The following is a 19,272-nucleotide window of genomic DNA, read 5'->3' as shown; positions in this document are numbered from 1 at the left end:
AGGGCGGCTCAGGTGAACCAGCGCACGAGCCGCTTGCCCTGCATCTTCCGGTACTCCTGGAGGCGGCGGCGGAACTCCTCGGTGACGTGCGTGAAGCGCACGCCGTAGCGGCCCCGCACGCGCTCACCCGCCGCGCGCCGCGTCCACACCACTTCCCCCTGGAAGGGCACCTCCGACTCGCCCACGGCGATGGAGCCTTCTATCGGCGTGCCTGGCTTCAGCGGCTGGAGCATGTCCGCGCAGAAGCCGCCCTCGGACACGTCGTGCGTGTAGACAGGCAACATCCCGCGCAGGCGGACGGTGAGCCGGTGCGCGAATCGGGGGAGATTGCGTGGCAGGGGCATGGCCGTGATTCTGCCATTTTTCACATTAAACGGAAAAGAGGGCCGCCCACTGGACGGGCAGGCGTCCCTGGCAGGGGCTACAAATCCCTGGAAGGACTGAAGAATCTTTCGAGGGTGGAGGCAGGCATGTCGAAGGCATTCACCAAGGAGGACTCGGGCGGGGACGAGGGGCTGGTGCCCGCGCGGCCTCGTCCGGCGTCGGGGGAGAAGCGCTACATCACCCCGGAGGGCTACCGGGCGCTGCAGGCGGAGTTGCTCGCCACGCAGGGGCCGGACCCCGGCGCGCAGGGGCTGACGCCGCTGGAATTGGGCACGCGGCGCAAGGAGCGGGAGCGGCGCGCGCGCGAGCTGGCGGCGGTGCTGGAGGAGGTGCGCGTCGTGGAGCCGGACGGCGCGCAGGAGGGCCGCGTCTTCTTCGGCGCGTGGGTGGAGCTGGAGGACGAGGATGGAAGCTGGGCGCGCTACCGCATCGTCGGGCCGGACGAGGCGGACGTGAAGGCGGGGCGGCTGAGCGTGGAGTCGCCGCTGGCGCGAGCGCTCCTGGGCAAGGAGGTGGGCGAGTCCGTGCTGGTGGAGCGGCCGCGCGGCGCGGTGGAGTACACGGTGACGGGAGTGGACTACGTGACGTGAGCGGGGGCGCACAAAAGCAGGTGGGGTGGCGCGCCTCCGGTTATGTTGCGCGACCGTCGATTCCTGCTTCGTGGAGCCTATAAATGAGAAGTCTCCTGGCCGTCCTGGTGGCGATTCCCTCGGTGGCGCTGGCGCAGCTTCCGGACCCCGCGAAGGCGAACGTGACGAGCGAGCCCGTCGCCGGCAACGTGCACATGCTGACGGGCGCGGGCGGCAACATCGGCGTGTCGGTGGGCCCGGACGGCCTGCTCATCGTCGACGACCAGTTCGAGGTGCTGGCCCCGAAAATCAACAAGGCCCTCGACAAGCTGAGCAAGGCGAAGATTTCGTACGTGCTGAACACGCACTACCACTTCGACCACACGGGCGGTAACGGCGTGTTCGGCCGCGAGGGCCGCATCGTCGCGCAGCGCGAGGTGCGCACGCGCCTGCTTGCCGGCATCGACATGGGGGCGATGGGCAAGATTCCTCCCGCCAGGAAGGAGGCCCTGCCGGTCATCACCTACGACACGGGCATGTCCCTCTACTTCAACGGCGAGGAGATTCGCCTGACGCACCTGCCCGCGGGCCACACGGACGGCGACTCGCTGGTGTACTTCGTGGGCTCCAACGTGCTGCACATGGGCGACCAGTTCTTCGTGGGCGCCTTCCCGTTCATCGACCTGAATGGCGGCGGCTCGGTGGAGGGCTACCTGGCCAACATCGAGAAGGTGCTGGCGACGCTGCCCCAGGGCGCGAAGATCATCCCGGGCCACGGTCCGCTGGCGGGCCGCGCGGAGCTGGAGAGCTTCGTGGCGGCCATCCGCGAGTCCGTGCAGCTGGTGCGCACGAAGCGCGAGGCGGGCAAGACGCTGGCGCAGGTGAAGGCCGAGGGCCTGCCGGAGAAGTTCAAGCCCTGGGGCGCCGGCTACGTCAACCAGGACATGTGGCTGGAGACGGTGTTCACCAGCCTGGAGAAGAGCGCCAAGAAGGTGAGCGCGCCCACGCCGTAGTCGGCGGCGGCGCCTGTTGTGCCCGGGGCCCGGCCGCGACGCGCGGCGGGCCCCGTTTCATTTCCGCGTGGCGATGACGGTGCTGAGCGGCGTGAAGGGCTCGGGGAGGATGCCGTCGCGCACCTCGACGGTGAAGCCCTCCGCCTCCAGCAGGGCGCGGGCGCGCGGCACCAGGAACGTCAGGTAGTACATGACGAACGGTGGCCGCCAGAGCGCGTTGCGCACGCGCATGGCCGCGTTGAAGCCCTTGGCCAGCCAGAAGCCCGGGTGGAGCTTCGAGGGCGGATGGGACGTGACGAAGACGAAGCGGCCGCCGGGGCGCAGTGCCCGGGCGATGCCGCGCACCAGCCGGGGCTCGTCCTCCTCCAGGATGTGGCCGAAGGCGCCGAAGCTGGTGACGACGTCGAACTCGCTGTGGAACGGGAGCTCCAGCGCGTCGCCGCGGATGAACTCGAAGCGCGCGTCACCGGGAGCGCCGGAGAGGCGGCGGCTGGCCTCCTCGAGCATGCCCTGGCTGAGGTCGAAGCCGACGACGCGCTCGCAGGCGAGGGGCCGCAGGAAGCGCATGGCGGCGCCGGTGCCGCAGCACACGTCGAGCGCGCTGCCGACGGAGCCGGGCGGTCCGAGCTGCTCGATGGCGGCCTTGAGCACCGGGTCCGGGGTGCGGAAGGGCGTGTAGTCGAACTTGGGGGCGAGCAGGTCGTACCCGCGCTCGACGGAGGAGAGGGCCTGTTCGGCCAGCTCCCGGAAGGTGGGCCCTTGGCGGTGGAACATGGTGCCCTCGCATGTAGCGCATCCAGGGTGGGAGCAGGGGGGCGCGGTGGTGGAAGTGGAAGGTGGACGACGCGAGCCCGGGCGGGGCGCGAGGCGGGGAGGATGGGCTAGGCTGCACGCCCCATGCGCCGAGCCGTCGTGGTCGCCTTCCTGGCGCTCCTGTCCGTGTCCTGCCGTGACGAGCGGCTCGTGCCGTCGCTGCCGCCGGGCTACCACGTGGACACGTACGCCCAGCGCTCCGCCTCGTCGGTGGACGTGCTGTGGGTGGTGGACGATTCGGGCTCCATGGCGCCGAGGCAGGAGGCGTTGGCGCTCGGCTTCCAGGCGTTCATCTCGCTGTTCCGCGAGGGGCGCATCGACTTCCGGATGGGCGTGGCGACGACGGACATCTTCACGCGTCCGGGAGAGCTGGTGGGCGAGCCGCGCGTATTGGCCCCGGACACGCCGCGGCTGGAGCGGGCCTTTGGGGACAGCGTGAGGGTGGGCACGCAGGGCAGCGCGTACGAGGCGGGCCTGGAGGCGGCGAGCCGCGTGCTGGAGCGCCAGGCGCGGGAGAACGCGCCGGTGCTGGAAGCGCGCGCGGCGTGCGAGTCGGGCTGTGCGTCGGAGGCCTGCCGCGAGGAGTGCGCGACGGCGCACCCGGTGGCCTTCCTGCGTCCGGGGGCGTGGCTGTACCTGGCCTTCGTGACGGACGAGGACGACCGCTCGCCGCACGACGTGCGCACGTACTGGCGGATGTTCGAGCAGGCGAAGGGGATTGGGAATGACGGGACGGTGGTGGCGTCGGCCATCATCGGAGACGTGCCGGCGAACGGGTGCGGCGCGGAGCCGGGGACGCGCTACGCGGAGCTGGCGACGCTGACGGGGGGCGAGGTGGGGAGCATCTGCGACGTGGACTTCACGGACACGCTGCGCACGCTGGCGACGAGCGCGGTGGGCCTGCGGCGCACGTTCGCGCTGGAGCAGGCGCCAAGGGTGGACACGCTCCGGGTGCGCGTGCGCTACCCGTGTGGCACGGCACAGGAGGCACTCCAGGGTTGCGAGTCCGTGGACCGCGCGGCCTGCGAGGCGCAGCCGGCGGAGGCGCTGGACGCGGTGTGTACGCCGGTGCAGGGCGGGGAGGATGGATGGACGTACGAGCCGGCGCGGCGGGTGGTCTTCTTCGCGGGGGATTCCGTTCCGGGGCTCGGCACGAGGGTGGAGCTGGAGTACGTGGAGGAGGACGCGTCGTGAGGTGTTGCTGCGACACGGCTCTGTTGTCGTCGTGCGCTCGCGTTCTCCACAAGTTGTCCATCCTGCTCCTCGCGCTCCTCTGCCTCATGGGAGTCGCCTGCGGAGGCGACGGCGCCGCGCGCCCGGTGCTTCCCCGCTGGGTTGCGCCGGAGCCGACGCTCGACTTCGGCCCGGTGCCCGCGCTGAACGAGCGCACGCTGACGTTGCCACTGGTGAACGCGGGGCGCGCATCGCTGCGAATCCTCGGCGTCACGGTGCGCGAAGCGGACACTCCCTTCCGCGTGGTCTCCTCGCCGGAAGAAGTCGCCGCGCAGAGCGAGGCCCCCGTGACGCTGGCCTTCGTGCCACCGCGCGAGGCGGCCTATACAGCGACGCTGGAGCTGCGCACGGACGACCCCGAGCAGGGCACGACGGAAGTCTCACTCCGCGGAGAGGGCCGCACCGCGGCCGTCATCGAGCTGGACCCACCGCAACTCGACTTCGGCCGAGTATCGGAAGGCAGCGCGGCGGTGCGGTCCTTCACGGTGCGCTCACGAGGCAGCGCCTCCCTGGTGCTGGAGGAACTCGCGCTCACGAGCGACACCCCCGCCACCTTCGAGCTGCTCGGCTCGACGCGAACCCCTGCGGTGCTGGCCACCGGCACCGAGGTCCCCATCACCGTGCGCTACACGGCGACGGTGGGGGCCATGTCCGAGCCCGCGAGCGGCACCCTGCGTCTGCGCACCACGGACCCCGACCACCGCGAGGCCACGGTGTCGCTGCGTGGAGGAGTGAACCGCGCGCCCGTGCCTGAACTGGCACCGCTGGGAGCCAGCGCACCGGGCCAGGAAGTGACGCTCGACGCGACGGGCTCGCGGGACCCGGACGGGGACGCACCGCTCACGTATCAGTGGGCCCTCCGCCATCGGCCCGTGGGAGCCCAGGCCGCCATCGTCCAGGCTGGAGCGGCGAACACCGTGCTGCGGTTGGACCCGGTGGTGCCGGGGGAATACGAGGTGGAACTGCACGTGATGGACGCGGCGGGGGCGCGGAGCCTCCAGCCCGCGACGGCCCGCGTGGTGGCGGTGCCCGCGCAGCGGTTGTTGGTGGAGGTGTCCTGGGACAACGCGCTGACGGACCTGGACCTGCACCTGCTGCGCGGGGCGGACGCGGTGCTGGGCGCCGCGCCGGATGACTGCCACTACGCGAATCCGCGTCCGGACTGGGGAGCCCCCGGCCCGCTGGACGACCCGGCGTTGCTGCGAGACAGGCTGACGGGCTACGGGCCGGAGGTGTTCGGCTACGAGAGCCCCGTGTCCGGGACGTACCGGGTGGCGGTGGTGCTGGCTCGCGAGAACGGGGCCGTGGACCCGCGCAGCGAGGCCACGGTGCGGGTGTATGACCGGGGCGTGCTGAAGGGCGAGTTCCGTCGCACGCTGGCGAAGCAGGGCGATGTATGGACGGTGGCGGACGTGCAGTGGCCCGCGGGCATCGTCACGGAGGTGCCGTGATGGCGCGCGCCAATCGGAGTCTTCCGGTGCTGCCCGCGTTGCTTCTGGGCATGCTCCTCGTGGCCTGTTCCTCCGACCCCGCGAAGCCCGTGCCCGATGCGGGCCCTGACGTCTCAGCCTGCGAGCGCCGCGACGACTGCGAGGGAGGACAGGTCTGCGGGGCGGAGGGCTTCTGCGGCCCGTGTGAGTCCAGTGGCCAGTGCCGGCTGAAGGAGCGCTGCGAAGCGGAAGCGCGGGTCTGCACCCTGCGCGAGGGTTGGGGCACCGACTGCGCGGCCAGCGCGGACTGTGAGTTCGGGAAGTGGTGCCATCAGGGACTCTGTCGCCAGCGCGCGGACGTGGTCCTCTGTCCGTCCGGAGAGCGGGACGAGTGCCCGACAGGCCAGCGCTGCAACACGGCGAGCCTCGTGTGTGAAGAGGACCTGGGCTGCGTGGAGGACGCGGACTGCGGTCCGGAGGAGCGCTGCAACACGGGGCTGCACGCCTGCGTGCCCCGCTGTACCGAGGCCACGGCGTCCCAGGTCTGTGCCTCCGGAGAGCGCTGCGCGGAAGGCCGATGCGTCCAATGCGAGGAGGATGCGGAATGTGGACCCGGACTCCTCTGTGACGCCGCGGGGCGCTGCGCGGCGACACCGCGTTGCTACTCGGACCGGGACTGCACGGTGCCCCTCCAGTGTCACGTGCCGAGCGGAGTGTGTCTGCCCGAGCCGCCGCCCTGCACCTCGGACGACGGGTGCGCGGCCGACCAGCGCTGTGAGGTCGGAACCGGCACCTGCGTTCCGAGGGCCTGTGAGCCGGACACGCTGGAGCCCAACGATACCGGCGCCACGTCATACGAGGTGCGAGCGAGCCGCTACCTCGGCCTCACCCTCTGCCCGGACGACGTGGACCACTTCTCCATCACGCTGGAGCGAGGTGACCAGCTCGGCGTGAACGTGGAAGCGGACGCCTTCGCGGAGTCAGCCTTCTCCACCACGCTCCAGGACGCGAGTGGCAGGGTGCTCGCGTCGGGGCGCTTCCTGGCGACGCACGTCGCGGCGGTGCCCGGCACGTACACCGTGCGCATCGCGGCGCGGGGGAGTGAGCCGCGCGCGTACGACGTGGGCTTCTTCCTCTCGCGGGGAACGCCGTGCGACGACGACGCCCACGAGCCCAATGACACACCCGCCACGGCGACAGCCCTGACCGCGAGCACACCGCTCGAAGGGATGCTGTGTCCGCAAGACCAGGACCACTTCCGTCTCACCGTGCCGGAGGGGCAGGGTGTGCGGGTCTCCCTGTCGAACTACGTCGCCGCGGAAGGGCTGCTGCGCCTGTGTCTCCTTGGAGAAGAGGGCACCCAGGAGCTGGGCTGCTCCATCGATGCGAACGGAGCAACGCTCTCACTGCCCGCCTCCATCGCTGGAGGGAGGACGCTCACCGCGCGAATCACCGGAGAAACGGCGCGCACCGCGAATGGCTACACCCTCCAGGCGGAGTTGCTGCCATGAGCGTGGGCCGCCGCATCCGATGCCCTGTCACCGCCATGGCAGGACACCTGCGTCTGGCGGTGCTGTGCCTCCTGCCCGTGCTCGCCGCCTGTGGTGACACCCCGCGTCCGCCGGCAGTCACCCCCGACGCCGGCCTCACCGACGCGGGGGCCGGAGCCGAAGACGCGGGCCCGGATGCGGGCTCCTGGCCGGACGCGGGCCCGGCGCCCACACTCCTGTCGCTACTGCCAGCAAGGGGCGACAGTGGCGGCGGCGCTTGGGTGCGAGTCACGGGGAGCGGCTTCGTCCAGGGCGTGGCCGCGACTCCCACGGAAGCGGCCCGTCGCACGGTGCTCAAGCTGGGCGAGCGCGAGGTGCGCGACTTCCAGCTCATCGACGACACCTCGCTCGACCTCCGCACGCCGCCGGGGGCCTCCGGGCCCGCGAGCCTCACGCTGGAGAACCCGCGAGGCACGGCCCGCTGCGAAGCCTGCTTCACGTACTTCGAGTCCTTCGACCTGCGAGACCTCTCTCCATCGGAAGGAGCGCTCTCCGGTGGCAACACGGTGACGCTGGTGGGCACGGGCTTCCCCGCGGAGCTCCAGGTCCTCTTCGGAGGCGCAGCAAGCCCCGCCGTCACACGGGTCTCATCCACCGAAGTGCGCGTCATCGTCCCCCGAGCTCTGAGCGAAGGTCCCGTGGACGTAAGGGTCCAAGGGCAGGGAAGCGGAGGCGTGCTGCGGCGCGCGTATCGCTACGGCGACGACCCGCGAATCACGGACGTCGTTCCGCTCACCGGGCCTCAGTCGGGCGGCACGCGGGTGGTGCTCACAGGGAAGGGCTTCGAGGGCACGACCTCCGTCCTCTTCGGAAGCACACCCGCCCCGCTGTTCCAGGTGGACTCACCCACCCGACTCACGGCGACCGCGCCACCAGGCCCGAGCGCTGGAGCCCTGGACGTGACAGTCCTCACCCCACGAGGCGCCTGGACGGTACGAAACGGCTTCACCTACGAGGAGGCCCTCGCGGGCACCCTCACCCTGCGCGGAGTCTTCCCCCACGTCGGCACGAGGGCGGACGGCACGGTGACGCTCACGGGGAGCGGGCTCGACGAGCCCGGCCTCGCGGTGTCCTTCGGGGGCCAGGCCGTTCCGCTCGTCACGACCACGCCGACGACGGCCACCGTCACGGTTCCCGCGCAGGCCTCGCTGCCACGCATCGTCACCGTGAGCGTCACGGCCGGCACCGCGAGCGCCAGCCTTCCGAATGGCTACACCTTCCAACTCGTGCTCTCCCGGGTGGCGCCCGACACGGGGCCCACCGCCGGCGGTATGCCGGTGACGGTGGAAGGAACGTTCATTCCACCGGACGCGGTGGTGCGGGTGGGGGCTCTCGAGGCCACGGCGGTCTCGGCACCCACGCAGGAGCAGTTGCGCTTCACGACACCTCCAGGAGGCGCGGGCGCACAGGCCCTCCACGTCTTCTCCGCGAGCGACCCGGAGAACGAGGTCCTCCTTCCATCCGCCTTCACCTTCGAGGCGCCGCTCGTGCTCGCGCAGGTCGAGCCCGCCCGGGGCGCCATCGCCGGAGGCACCCGCGTGACGGTGCGAGGCGCGGGCTTCGGTGAAGGCACCACCGTCACCTTCGGAGGCGAGCCCGCGACGGACGTGCAGGTGGTGGACGGCCACACGCTGACCTGTCGCACGCCGTCCTCGCGGGTGCTGGCCCCGGTGGAGGTGGTCGTCACGCGAGCAGGCGCCCGCTCCGCGCTGTCCGAGGTCTTCACGTACTTCGACCCGAGGGGCCCCGGAGGGCTCTCCGGTGGACCGCTCACGGGGACGCTGAACGTCACGGTGCTCGATACGTCGTCGGGAGCCTACGGGCAGCCCGTGGTGGGCGCGCGGGTGATGCTCGGCACGGACGCGGCGACACCGCTCCAGGGCGTCACGGATGTGAGGGGCCAGCTCACGCTCTCGGACCCACGGATGGCGGGCGCACAGGTCGCCACGGCCTTCAGGGAAGGCTACGACGCGGTGACGGTGGCGGGCATCCGCGCGGAGAACCTGACGGTGTTCCTGCGCAAGCTCACGAGCGACGGCAACCCGGGCAATCCCCCCGAGCTTCCGCCTGCCGTCATCACCGGCCGGGTGCGAGGCTTCAAGCCACCAAGGCCCCTCGGTCCGAACGAGGTGATGGAGGCCCGCGTCTTCGTCGCGCAGCCGAGCCCCACCGCCGGGCCGCCCTTCGCGGGACCGGGAGACCGGCGCGCGGACACGTGGCGCGTGCGAGAGGATGGAGGCGTGTTCAAGGTCCACGGCCAGCCCGGCCTGCGCGCGGTGTACGCGGTGCTGGGCGTGCTGAAGGACGAGGTGGACTTCGAGCCCTACCTGCTCGGAGTGCGCCGCGGCGTCGCGGCTTCCTCCACGCGAGTCACGGAGGGGCAGGACGTGGTGCTGGACATGCACCTGGACGTCACCGCGCCGCTCACGGTGGACGGCCCCGTCAGCGTGTCGGGACAGCCCGCGCTGCACCAGGTGTACGCCTGGCTGGACCTGGGGGCGGAGGGACTGGTGCCGCACCCGCACAACTGGGGCACGGGGACGCGCTTCTTCTCCATCATCGAAGGTGCGGGTCCACGGCTCACGTTCCCCGACCTGCCACGGCTGGACGGAGCGAGCCTCCTGTTCCTGGATTTGCTGCGAGGCACCACCACGTATCCGCAGAGCCTGCTCTACCACCGCCAGCCGGGAGACCTCGCGCAGGGCCTGACGCTCGGGCCGCTGCTGCCGCTACCCACCTTCACCGCTCCTCCGTCCGGCCAGCGCTTCACCGGCGAGGTGGCGTGGAGCACGGCCTCGTCGTCCACGAAGCCAGACGTGCAGCGGCTCACCGTCACCGCGCTGGGCGAGGGCAGCGGCATTCGCTGGACGGCCATCCTCCCGGCAGGAGAAGGCCGCGTGACGCTTCCCACCCCCGCGCTGGAGGTGCTTCGCGCCGGCCTGCCCGAAGGCACGCGCCTGCGCGCGGACCTGTCCACGGCGCGAGTGCCCCGCTTCGAATACGCGCAGTGGACGTACGACACGCTCTCGCCCGCGACGTGGACAGCCTACGTGCTGAGCCGCTCGGAGGTCTTCGACCCATGAACCGCCGCGGCACCTGGCCCGTCGCCCTGCTGCTGCTCGTGCTCGCCGCCTGCCGCGACGACGCTCCGGAGCCGGGCACGGGCTGCCGAGCGGACGCGGACTGCGGCTCGCCCGCGGAGGCATACCGTTGCGACACGCAGGCACACGTCTGCCGCTGCCGCACGGACACGGCCTGCGGCCCGAGCGAGTCCTGCAACCCGGCGGGCTTCTGTCAGGACCGCGCGGGCTGCGAGTCGAACGCGGACTGCGGCGACACCTCCCTCTTCTGCGACACGGGCACCGGGACCTGCCTCACCCGAGGCCGCTGCACCTCGGACCTGCACTGCCCGCTGGGCGAGGTCTGTGACATCTCGCGCACCACCTGCGTGTCCGGCTGCAGGAGCGAAGGCGACTGCCCGGGCACTGCCTGCCGCTGTGGTGACGCGCCCTGTACCTGCGACGCCACCACGCGCGAGGGCCGCGCCGCCTGTGCGCTGGGCGTCTGCGACGCGACCTTCTGCGCGGAGACCGAGGACTGTGCCTTCGGCGAGCGCTGCGGCGCCTCTCAACGCTGCGACAGCGACTTCGACCCGATGCGCCGCCCCTACTGCGCGAGCTGCACCTACGGAGGCGGTCTCCAGGTCTGCGGTCGCGGCGCGAACTTCTGCCTGCGCGAACCAACGAGTCCGGGCACCGCCTTCTGCGGCGTGGACTGCTCGCAGGGGCAGGGGTGTCCCCACGGCTACCAGTGCGCGGACGTGGTGGTGGCCGCGAGCCGTGCGCGCTGCCGCTCGGATGCGGAGTGCGCACCGTCGCCGTCGCTCCCGTGCCGCGAGGACCCGGACTGCGGGCACGGCGGGCGCTGCGTGAAGTCACCGGGACAGGACACGGGCGCGTGCGCGGGCCGCTGTGCGATTGGAGAGGGCGACGTGGAGGGCTTCTGCACCTGCCAGCAGGACGCGGACTGCGTGCAGGACGCCTGCAGCCAGGGCGCGTGCACGGTGAGTCGCCGGGCCTGTACGGGGGACGCGGACTGCCGGCCCATCCGCTGCGTGGACTCCGGAGGCGTGGGGGGCTGCCTCGTGGGACAGAACTGCGCCCCCGAGGAGGGGCTGACCTGCGCCGAGGTCGCACCCCGCTAACCCCGCAAGCTCCCGAGCCTTTCCAATGTAGGTCCAGGTGGCGCCCGCCCCGGAAGATGCCGGGGCCCCGGGCATTGAATGAACCGCGGGGACCCCCGTCAGAAGGTGCAAGCAGGACGACGGAGGTTGAACGACATGGCTCTCAAGACTGGTATCGCGTCCCTGGTTCTCGGCACCCTTCTCTTCGGCTCCACGGCGGCTCTGGCGGAAGACGGCAGCGTGCGTGACTGGGCCAACCAGGAGGCCTCGCGGCGCACGAACGGCGGTGGCGACAACTACCGCGACGACCGTCGCAACGACCGCCACGACGACCGGCACCATGGTGGCGGCAACGGCTACGTCGAGGTCCACGTCCACGGCAGTGCGTGCAACCACGGCCCGGCGCCGCTGCCGCCTCCGCGGGCCCGCGGCCGCTACGAGCTGCAGACGGTGAACCGCTACGTCGAAGGCCGCCATGACCGCGTGTGGGTCCCCGAGGTCTGCAAGGAGCGCTACAACCGGCGCACGCGCGTCACGAAGTGCACGGGCGGCTACTACGAGAACCGCTGGGTGCCCGGCCACTACCAGGCCGTGCAGGAGTGGGTCTGGGTGTCCTACGGAAATGACGGCGGCTGGCGCACCAACCGCGCCCACGCGGCCAGCTACCACCCGTAGCGAAGACGGAATCAAGCATCAGGGGGAAGCACCGCATCAGGGGAAGCACCGAAGCAGGGAGTACCGCGGGGCGCATCGGACTACGGGGGTAGTCCGGTGCGCCCCGCGCCTTTTCAGGCGCATGGTGCCTTTCCGCGAGCGGCCTGTTACTGAATGCGGCCCATGGGTACCGCATTCGTCACGGGAGCCGGCATCCGCATCGGCAGCGCGGTGGCCCGCGCGCTCGGCCGCGCCGGCTATGACCTGGCGCTCCACGCGAACCGCTCGCTCGACTCGCTGGAGTCGCTGGCGGAAGAGCTCCGGGCGCTCGGCCGCCGCGTCACCCTCCACGCGGGGGACCTGAGCCACCCCGACGCGGTGGACGCGCTCGGCGCCAGCGTGCGCGAGGCGTGCCCCGCGCTGGACGTGGTCGTCCACAACGCGGGCCTCTTCGAGCGGGTGGACTTCGCCTCCGTCTCCCGCGCGCAGTACCGCACGATGCTGGCGGTGAACCTGGACGCGCCCTTCTTCCTCACGCAGGCGCTGCTGCCGTCCCTGCGCTCCGGGAAGGACCCGCTGGTGGTGCACGTCACCGACATCGGCGGCGAGCGGCCGGTGAGTCACTACTCGCACTACTCGGTGAGCAAGGCGGGCCTCATCATGCTCACCCGTGCGCTGGCGGTGGAGCTGGCCCCGCACGTGCGAGTCAACGCCGTGTCCCCGGGCACGGTGGCCTTCCCCGAGGACTTCGACGCGGCGGCGCGCGAGGCGGTGCTGAAGCGGATTCCCATGGGGCGCGAGGGCACCGTCGAGGACATCGCCCGAGTCATCGTCTTCCTCGCCCGCGAGGCGCCGTACCTCACCGGGCAGGTCATCGCCGTGGATGGCGGCAGGAGCGCACAGCTATGAATGGAGAGCCCCCCTTCCATCCCCCGGTCGTCACGACGCCGCAGGGCCGGCCGCTGGACGTCATCGAGCTGCGGGGCCTCACGGTGGACTGCATCGTGGGCGTCTTCAACCGCGAGCGCTTCGCGGCCCAGCCGCTGCGGCTGGACGTGGCGCTCTTCCTGGACACGCGCAGCGCGGCGGCGGGCGGGAAGCTGGCGAACACGGTGAACTATGGCCGGCTGACGGGCGAGCTGCGCTTCCTCCTGGAGGCGTGCCGCTTCGAGTTGCTGGAGTCCGCCGCCGAGGCCGTGTGCCGCTACGTGCTGGCGCCGCCCACCAGCGACGTGCCCCGGGCGCAGGTGTACGCGGCCACGGTGCGCGTCACCAAGCCGCAGGCGCTGGGGGGCATGGCGGTGCCGTCGCTCCAGATTCACCGCACCTCCGAGGAGATGGAGTACGCGCGCGAGGACAAGCCCTTCGGCCGCGTGGACATCATCCACGAGGGCGCGGGTTACGGCGTCTACCGCCTGCGCGTGAAGCCGGGCGGCACCATCCCCACGCACGTGCACCAGCAGATGGAGGAGAGCGAGTTGGTGCTCGGCCCCGGGCTGCTGCTGCAAGGCTCGCCGGTGGAGCGGGGCATGGCCTTCCACTGGCCGCGCGGCTTCCCGCACCGCTACGACAACCCGACGGCCACGGAGCAGACGGTGCTGTGCGTGGACCGGCCGCGCTTCATCCCCACGGACGAGGTGGAGACGGAGCCACCCGCCGAGGGACTGGCTCCCGCCACGGGCTTCTCCTACTACCCGCTCGAGGCCCCCGTGGCCCCGGGCTCACCGGCGGAGCGCAGCCCGTGAGCGCGGCGGGCACCCCCCGGCTCCGGATTCGCTGCGGGAGCGTGGCCGTGAGCGCGGCAGGCACCTGGAAGGTGCTCGTCACTGGCGGAGGCACCTGCTCCGGATTCGCTGCGGGAGCGCGGCCATGAGCGCGACAGGCACCCGGAAGGTGCTCGTCACTGGCGGCGGTACCGGCATCGGTCGCTCGGTGGCGGAGGCGTTGCTGCGCGCGGGCGGGCAGGTGGTGGTGACGGGCCGGCGCGCGGACGTGCTGGAGTCACTCGTGCGCGAGTGGCCGGGGAAGGCCTTCGCCCTGCCGTGTGACCTGGCCTCACCGGAAGCCCGCGACGGGCTGCTGCGTCGGGCGGCCGCGCTGCTGGGCGGTCTGGACGGCTTCGTCCACAGCGCGGGTCAGGTGGTGCACCAGCCGCCGGGCCACATCGGCGAGGACGCCCTGCGCGCGCAGTTGGAGGTCAACCTGGTGGCGCCGCTGCGGCTGGGAGAGCAGGCGCTGGAGGTGCTGGAGCCGGGCGGAGCGCAGGTCTTCGTCGCCTCCACGCTGGCCACGCGTCCCGTCCTCACCAGCGCCGTGTACAGCGCGGCGAAGGCGGGGCTCATCCAGGTGATGAAGGTGCTCGCCCTGGCCGGCGCATCCCGGGGCGTGCGAGCCAGCGCAGTGCTCCCGGGCGTGGTGGAGACGGACATGACGCGCGAGGTGCGGCTCGCACCGGGAGAAGACCCGTTGTCACCCGCGGAGTACGCGCGCAGGCAGCAGGTCCAGCTGGCGGGCCTGCGGGCGCTGCATACGCTCGGTCGCCTCGGAACCCCGGACGAGGTGGGGGAAGCGGTGCGCTACCTCCTGGGTGCCTCCTGGCTCACCGGGTCGGAGCTGGTCCTGGACGGGGGGCTACTGCTCCGGGAGTGAGGCGCGGTATAGACGCGGGCCGATGGTCCTCGACAAGCGGATTCAGCTCTTCGTGGTGCTGGCGGCGGTGTTCGTCATCTCGCTGGTGGTGGGCGACATCATCTCGGTGAAGCTGTTCGAGGTGAAGCTGGGGCCCATCGTCGCGGTGATGTCCATCGGGATGCTGCCGTTCCCGGTGACGTTCCTCCTCACGGACATCCTCAACGAGTTCTACGGGAAGAAGGCCGCCCGCTTCATCACCTGGGTGGGCTTCTTCATGGCCATCTTCGCCTTCGTGGTGATTGGGATTGCCGTGCAGGTGCCCTGGGCCCCGCTGACGCAGGCGCCGGACTGGCAGGGCGCGGTAGAGACCACGTTCAACAACATCTTCGCCGGCTCGCAGCGCATCCTGATGGCGTCGATGGTGGCCTACCTCATCGGCCAGTTCTGCGACATCGCCATCTTCAACCTGCTCAAGCGCGTCACGCAGAACCGCATGCTGTGGCTGCGCGCGACGGGCTCCACGCTGGTGTCGCAGCTCATCGACACGGTGGTGGTGCAGTTCGTCGCGTGGTCGGGCCTGCTGCCCACCGCGACCATCCTGAACATCATCTACACGTCCTACGCGGTGAAGCTGCTGGTGGCGGTGGGCCTGACGCCGTTCATCTACCTGGGCCACGCCTTCGTCGAGCGCAAGCTGGGCATCAAGCCGGTGGTGCTCGGCGAGAATGGCGAGCCCGTGGAAGCGCCCGCGCAGGCCACGCCCCCGGAAGCCACGTCGCGCGCGGCCTGAGTCAGGGCACCAGCCGCTGGAGGAAGACGTCGGTGTCGTCCGCGGCGAAGAAGCGGACGCCGAAGGCGCGCGCGCCGGAGAACATGCCCGCGCCCACCACGTCGCCGCCGGGCAGGAAGGTGACGTCGCGGAGCAGGGGCGTCGCGGAGCAAGGCGTGGTGACGTAGAGGTTCTGCCACAGCACGTCACCGCTGGCCGACAGGCGCGCCAGCTCCGAGCCGCACCCGTGCCGCCACAGCATCACCGCGCTTCCGTCCGTGTCCACCGCGAGGCGAGCGCCCTCCGCGCCGCTCAGGTCCTCGCTGTCCGGCATGCGCCCCCAGAGGGGCTCTCCGTAGGCGTCCGTGGCCAGGGCGAACACGGTGCGCTGGCAGCCGCGCTCCGTGCACGGTGTGCGCAGCGTGGCGCGCCCCCACTCCAGGATGCCGGTGAAGTCACCGGTGAAGAGGAAGCTGCCATCCGGACGGAAGGACACGTCCGTGAAGTCCGGCGCGCCGGGGCCCACCTCGCGCTCCCAGCGCACCTCGCCGTCGGGTGACAGGCGCACGATGAAGCCACGGCTCTCGAAGGGGCCCAGGGGGCGTTGTCCCGCCATGATGAGCCCGCCCTCCACGTCCAGCGCGGCGACGGTGGCCGAGCCCACCGCGGGGACCTCCCGCTTCCAGCGTGAGCCCCCCCGCGCGTCGTGGCGCTCCACCACCAGGCCATGCGCCACCACCAGCTCGCCGTCTCCACCCGGCAGCAGCGCCTTCACGGAGCCCGAGGCCCGGGCCCACTGGAGGCTGCCGTCCGGCGCCAGCTTCACCACGAAGGGGCTGTCGGTGATGACGGTGTCCCCCATGGGGAGCCGGCCCTCCACCCTGCCGGCGACGAAGACGTCGCCCGACGCGGAGACGGCGAGCATCGGCGCATCCACGGCGGCGAGGCCCTTGTCTCCCGGCTCGGGCGTGAAGCTCCGGCTCCAGAGTTGCTGCCCGTTGCCGTCATGGCGCGAGACGGTGAGCGTCGTGCCGGTGGCGCCCTGGGGCGTGCCTCTGGGAGCGGGGGCCTCGCTCGTGCCGAGCACGACGACGCCGCCACTCCCATCCGAGGCGACGGCCGTGACGTCCTGTCTGCCGGCCACTGCGGTGTGGACCGTCCAGCGGGCATCTCCCGGTTCGAGCTCGGAAGGCGCACCCGGCGTGGGGGCCGGCTCCTCGACGGTGGGTTGTGGCGTGGGCCCCGATTTTCCCTGGTCGCAGCCAACTCCGAGCGCAGCCCACACGCCCAGCGCCAACCCCGCCGTGCCTGCTCGCCAACGCACCATGCCCGTCCCCACTCCCGCCCCGGTTTCCGGCCGGTCGCGAAACTGTACAGGCCCGCCCTGGGAGGCAAGGCCAGGGTCCATTACTTCACGGCGCGCGGGACGCGAAGCCTGTTTCATGAGGCCGAAAGGCCACCCGGTGTCGAGCCGTCAACACCGGTCGGCTCGCACCCGCGGGAGAGCGTCCACTCCAGCCAGGCGTCCCGCCCCAGGCCGGAGGAGCCCGGCGAGAAGCCGTCATTCGCCCGCGTGCACCAGCGGGGCGAGGATGTCCCTCCAGTGGGAGTAGATGGAGAAGTGTCCGCCGCCCGGGAGGAAGTGGGGCACGGCGCGCGGAAGCCGCGTGGCCAGGTAGCGCCCCATCTGCGGCGGGACGATGCTGTCCCCCTCCCAGTACCAGAGGTCCACCTCGCAGCGAATCTCCTCCAGCGGCACGTCCCACGGGGACGCGAGGATGTGCGCCTCGCGCCGCATGCCCGCCACTCCGTTGCGCGTGGCCTCGCGGCGCCAGCCCTGCACCTGCGCGGCGATGAGCGGGTCCGCCAGCACGGCGCGGTCATCCGGCGACGCGTGCGCCAGGACTCCCGCGAGCGCCTTCGCCGGATTCGCGCGCACCTGCCGGTCATGCATGGCCATCAGCGGGTGCAGCAGCCACTCCGGCCATGCCGCCATCGAGTACGCGTTTCGGTAGTCCCGGTTCACCCCGTCCATGGCCCCCCGCCGCTTCAGCGGCGACGCCCCGGAGACGATGGCCGCGCGGGTGAGGCGCGCCCCCAGCTTCCACGCGCAGGCGGCGACATACGGCCCGCCCGCGGACACGCCGAAGAGGGCGAAGCGGCCCACCTTCAGCGCGTTGGCGAGCTGCTCGAGGTCGTCCGCGAAGTCCAGCAGCGTGCGTCCGGGCTGGTAGTCCGACAGCCCGTAGCCCGGCCGGTCCGGGGTGATGAGGCGCACGCCCAGCCCGTGCGTGAGCCGGTCATCCGGGTGCCGCATGTAGCGCGAGCCCGGGTTGCCGTGGATGAAGAACACCGGCAGGCCGTCCAGGTCACCGGACTCGACATACGCGAGCCGCCGCCCGTCCCGCAGGCGGATGGAGCCCTCGCGCACCTGCACTCCCGCTCCTGTCGTCTCTGTCCCGGTGGAAATCATGGCTCCATCGTCTTCGAGCGCTCGCCAATCCAGGCGGCGATGGAGGGCCACACCACGGTGGCGCCCTTGCTGGAGGCGGACAGGCCGATGTGGCCCACCGGGTAGCGCCGCGTCTCGACGTCCTTCGACGACACCAGCGACGGCAGCGGCTCGCTCATGGCGGGCAGGGCGATGCTGTCCTGCTCGGCGATGACATTGAGCACCGAGCACTGGATGCGGCCCAGGTCGATGTGCTGCTCGCCCACCTGCATCTGCCCCTTGGGGAAGAGGTTCTGCTGGTAGCAGTCCTTGATGTACTGGCGGTAGACCTCGCCGGGGAAGGGCACGGGGTCGGCGCCCCAGCGCTCCATGGCGAGGAAGGTGGTGACGAAGTCCGGGTCGTCGATGCGGCGGCACACCTCCAGCCAGCGCGTGAGGCGCTGCACCGGTGCGGCCATCATGAAGCCGCTCTCCAGCACCTTGGTGGGCACGTTGCCGTACGCGTCCACCAGCGAGTCCACGTCGAAGTTCTCCGCTGATGTCCACAGCGTGTAGACGCCGCCCTTGCTGAAGTCCACGGGCGTGGCCTGGGCCACCAGGTTGCGCACGCCCTCGGGGTAGAGGGACGTGTACGCCAGCGCCATGGTGCCGCCCATGCAGTAGCCGTAGAGCGTCAGCTCGCGGCTCTTGCTCACGCGCAGCGTCCACTGCACGGCCGTCTGGATGAGGCCGCCCAGCAGCTCCTCCCAGTCGATGTGCTCCTCGTTCTTCCCGGGCACGCCCCAGTCGATGGCGTAGACGTCGTAGCCGGCGCGCGTGAGGTGCTCGATGAGGCTGCGCCCGGGGAGGAAGTCGAGGATGTACCAGCGGTTGATGAGCGAATAGACGAAGAGGATGGGCGTGCGGTAGCGCCGCCGGGGCGCGGCGTAGCGCAACAGGCGCATGCTGCCGCGCGTGTACACGACGGTGTGGGGCGTGGCGCTGATGGGCGGCTCGCGCACGCCGGACGCCTTCTCGATGATGGGCTTGAGGTACGGGTAGGGGTTGAGCGGCCGCGCCTTGAGGACGCTGGCCACGGCGCGCGGGAGGTCGAGCTTGCTCGCGACGAACGAGCGGAGACGCTGGGTGGTGGACGCGGTCATGTCAGGCGCGGCGCGTGGACGAGGCGCGCCCCTTCGGGCGGGGCGCGCGGGTTTCGGAGGCGTCAGCCTCGGAGCTCTCCGGGGTGTGGACGAGGTCCACCATGCTCTCCAGCTGGGTGCCGAGCGCCTCCACCTGGTCATTCATGCGGCGGAGCTGGTCCCTCAGGTCCTCCACCTCGGAGGGCGTGGGCAGGCGGAGGGTGCGCAGCGTGCGCTCCACGAGTCCCCGACGGCGGATGCGGGCATTGAAGCCCTGGCGCATGAGGCCGCCGCTGACCCGCAGGTACGTGGGGCTCTCGGCGACGCGTGCGAGCACGCGGGTGAGACCCTGCTCGGCGCGGGTGAACACCTTGCCGGTGCGTGTCTGTGGGTGGGTGAGCTGCCCCAGCAGCTTCAGGCCGCGGGCGAGGAGCCCCTTGTTGGGAGCCGGTGCTTCCGACTGACTCATG

Annotated in this window: 18 protein-coding genes; 12 read left to right on the top strand and 6 right to left on the bottom strand. The window is 71.5% G+C overall.

Going from position 1 to position 19,272, the window contains the following annotated elements; genetic code table 11:
- Window positions 1–8 precede the first annotated feature (8 nt).
- Window positions 9–344, bottom strand: coding sequence for a PilZ domain-containing protein (locus ACX9TP_RS44995; RefSeq protein ID WP_482976877.1), 336 nt, complete (start codon window positions 342–344; stop codon window positions 9–11).
- Window positions 345–470: 126 nt separating this feature from the next.
- Here ACX9TP_RS44995 and ACX9TP_RS44990 point away from each other — a divergent pair, with 126 nt between their 5' ends.
- Together ACX9TP_RS44990 and ACX9TP_RS44985 are read left to right on the top strand one after the other, a co-directional pair.
- Entirely contained in the window at window positions 471–974 is a 504-nt protein-coding gene (locus ACX9TP_RS44990) for a GreA/GreB family elongation factor (RefSeq protein ID WP_482976876.1), read from the top strand.
- Between the two features lie 83 nt (window positions 975–1,057).
- On the top strand, window positions 1,058–1,966 hold the full coding sequence (locus tag ACX9TP_RS44985) for an MBL fold metallo-hydrolase (RefSeq protein ID WP_482976875.1): 909 nt from the start codon (window positions 1,058–1,060) through the stop codon (window positions 1,964–1,966).
- Between the two features lie 57 nt (window positions 1,967–2,023).
- Here the strand turns inward: ACX9TP_RS44985 and ACX9TP_RS44980 are convergent, their stop codons facing one another.
- A complete protein-coding gene (locus tag ACX9TP_RS44980) occupies window positions 2,024–2,740 on the bottom strand; it encodes a class I SAM-dependent methyltransferase (RefSeq protein WP_482976874.1) in 717 nt (238 codons plus the stop codon).
- Window positions 2,741–2,863: 123 nt separating this feature from the next.
- Here ACX9TP_RS44980 and ACX9TP_RS44975 point away from each other — a divergent pair, with 123 nt between their 5' ends.
- The 10 genes from ACX9TP_RS44975 (at window position 2,864) to ACX9TP_RS44930 (ending at window position 15,250) form a co-directional block, all read left to right on the top strand.
- On the top strand, window positions 2,864–3,973 hold the full coding sequence (locus tag ACX9TP_RS44975) for a vWA domain-containing protein (RefSeq protein ID WP_482976873.1): 1,110 nt from the start codon (window positions 2,864–2,866) through the stop codon (window positions 3,971–3,973).
- 53 nt (window positions 3,974–4,026) lie between these two features.
- Entirely contained in the window at window positions 4,027–5,463 is a 1,437-nt protein-coding gene (locus tag ACX9TP_RS44970) for a choice-of-anchor D domain-containing protein (protein ID WP_482976872.1), read from the top strand.
- A complete protein-coding gene (locus ACX9TP_RS44965) occupies window positions 5,463–6,953 on the top strand; it encodes a hypothetical protein (RefSeq protein WP_482976871.1) in 1,491 nt (496 codons plus the stop codon). Before ACX9TP_RS44970 ends, ACX9TP_RS44965 begins: the two co-directional genes overlap by 1 nt.
- Window positions 6,954–6,988: 35 nt before the next feature.
- Complete coding sequence (locus tag ACX9TP_RS44960; RefSeq protein ID WP_482976870.1) at window positions 6,989–10,075, top strand: IPT/TIG domain-containing protein; 3,087 nt, start codon at window positions 6,989–6,991, stop codon at window positions 10,073–10,075.
- Window positions 10,072–11,196, top strand: a complete 1,125-nt coding sequence (locus tag ACX9TP_RS44955; protein ID WP_482976869.1) for a hypothetical protein — start codon at window positions 10,072–10,074, stop codon at window positions 11,194–11,196. The genes ACX9TP_RS44960 and ACX9TP_RS44955 overlap by 4 nt, the downstream gene beginning before the upstream one ends.
- Window positions 11,197–11,331: 135 nt before the next feature.
- Complete coding sequence (locus ACX9TP_RS44950) at window positions 11,332–11,850, top strand: hypothetical protein (RefSeq protein WP_482976868.1); 519 nt, start codon at window positions 11,332–11,334, stop codon at window positions 11,848–11,850.
- Window positions 11,851–12,012: 162 nt separating this feature from the next.
- Window positions 12,013–12,738 carry an SDR family oxidoreductase gene (locus ACX9TP_RS44945; protein ID WP_482976867.1) on the top strand — a complete coding sequence of 242 codons (726 nt, stop codon included), beginning with the start codon at window positions 12,013–12,015 and terminating at the stop codon, window positions 12,736–12,738.
- Window positions 12,735–13,574: a dihydroneopterin aldolase gene (locus tag ACX9TP_RS44940; protein ID WP_482976866.1), complete on the top strand. Its 840-nt coding sequence runs from the start codon at window positions 12,735–12,737 to the stop codon at window positions 13,572–13,574. The genes ACX9TP_RS44945 and ACX9TP_RS44940 overlap by 4 nt, the downstream gene beginning before the upstream one ends.
- A 124-nt stretch (window positions 13,575–13,698) precedes the next feature.
- Window positions 13,699–14,478 carry an SDR family NAD(P)-dependent oxidoreductase gene (locus ACX9TP_RS44935; RefSeq protein ID WP_482976865.1) on the top strand — a complete coding sequence of 260 codons (780 nt, stop codon included), beginning with the start codon at window positions 13,699–13,701 and terminating at the stop codon, window positions 14,476–14,478.
- 22 nt (window positions 14,479–14,500) lie between these two features.
- Window positions 14,501–15,250 (top strand): queuosine precursor transporter, encoded by a 750-nt coding sequence (locus tag ACX9TP_RS44930; RefSeq protein ID WP_482976864.1) that lies wholly within the window; start codon window positions 14,501–14,503, stop codon window positions 15,248–15,250.
- A 1-nt stretch (window position 15,251) separates the two neighbouring features.
- On the opposite strand, the gene ACX9TP_RS44925 is transcribed toward ACX9TP_RS44930, so the two are convergent.
- The 4 genes from ACX9TP_RS44925 to ACX9TP_RS44910 form a co-directional block, all read right to left on the bottom strand.
- Window positions 15,252–16,373: an outer membrane protein assembly factor BamB family protein gene (locus ACX9TP_RS44925; RefSeq protein WP_482976863.1), complete on the bottom strand. Its 1,122-nt coding sequence runs from the start codon at window positions 16,371–16,373 to the stop codon at window positions 15,252–15,254.
- Window positions 16,374–16,790: 417 nt separating this feature from the next.
- A complete protein-coding gene (locus tag ACX9TP_RS44920) occupies window positions 16,791–17,702 on the bottom strand; it encodes an alpha/beta fold hydrolase (RefSeq protein ID WP_482976862.1) in 912 nt (303 codons plus the stop codon).
- The gene (locus ACX9TP_RS44915; protein ID WP_482976861.1) at window positions 17,699–18,823 is read right to left on the bottom strand and encodes an alpha/beta fold hydrolase; all 1,125 of its coding nucleotides are present in this window, start codon (window positions 18,821–18,823) and stop codon (window positions 17,699–17,701) included. Before ACX9TP_RS44915 ends, ACX9TP_RS44920 begins: the two co-directional genes overlap by 4 nt.
- A 1-nt stretch (window position 18,824) precedes the next feature.
- Window positions 18,825–19,271 (bottom strand): hypothetical protein, encoded by a 447-nt coding sequence (locus ACX9TP_RS44910; RefSeq protein ID WP_482976860.1) that lies wholly within the window; start codon window positions 19,269–19,271, stop codon window positions 18,825–18,827.
- Window position 19,272 lies beyond the last annotated feature (1 nt).

The organism is Pyxidicoccus sp. M15 (assembly GCF_056858435.1).
The sequence above is the reverse complement of the archived record's forward strand: the minus strand, read 5'-3'. Positions and strand labels throughout refer to the sequence as shown.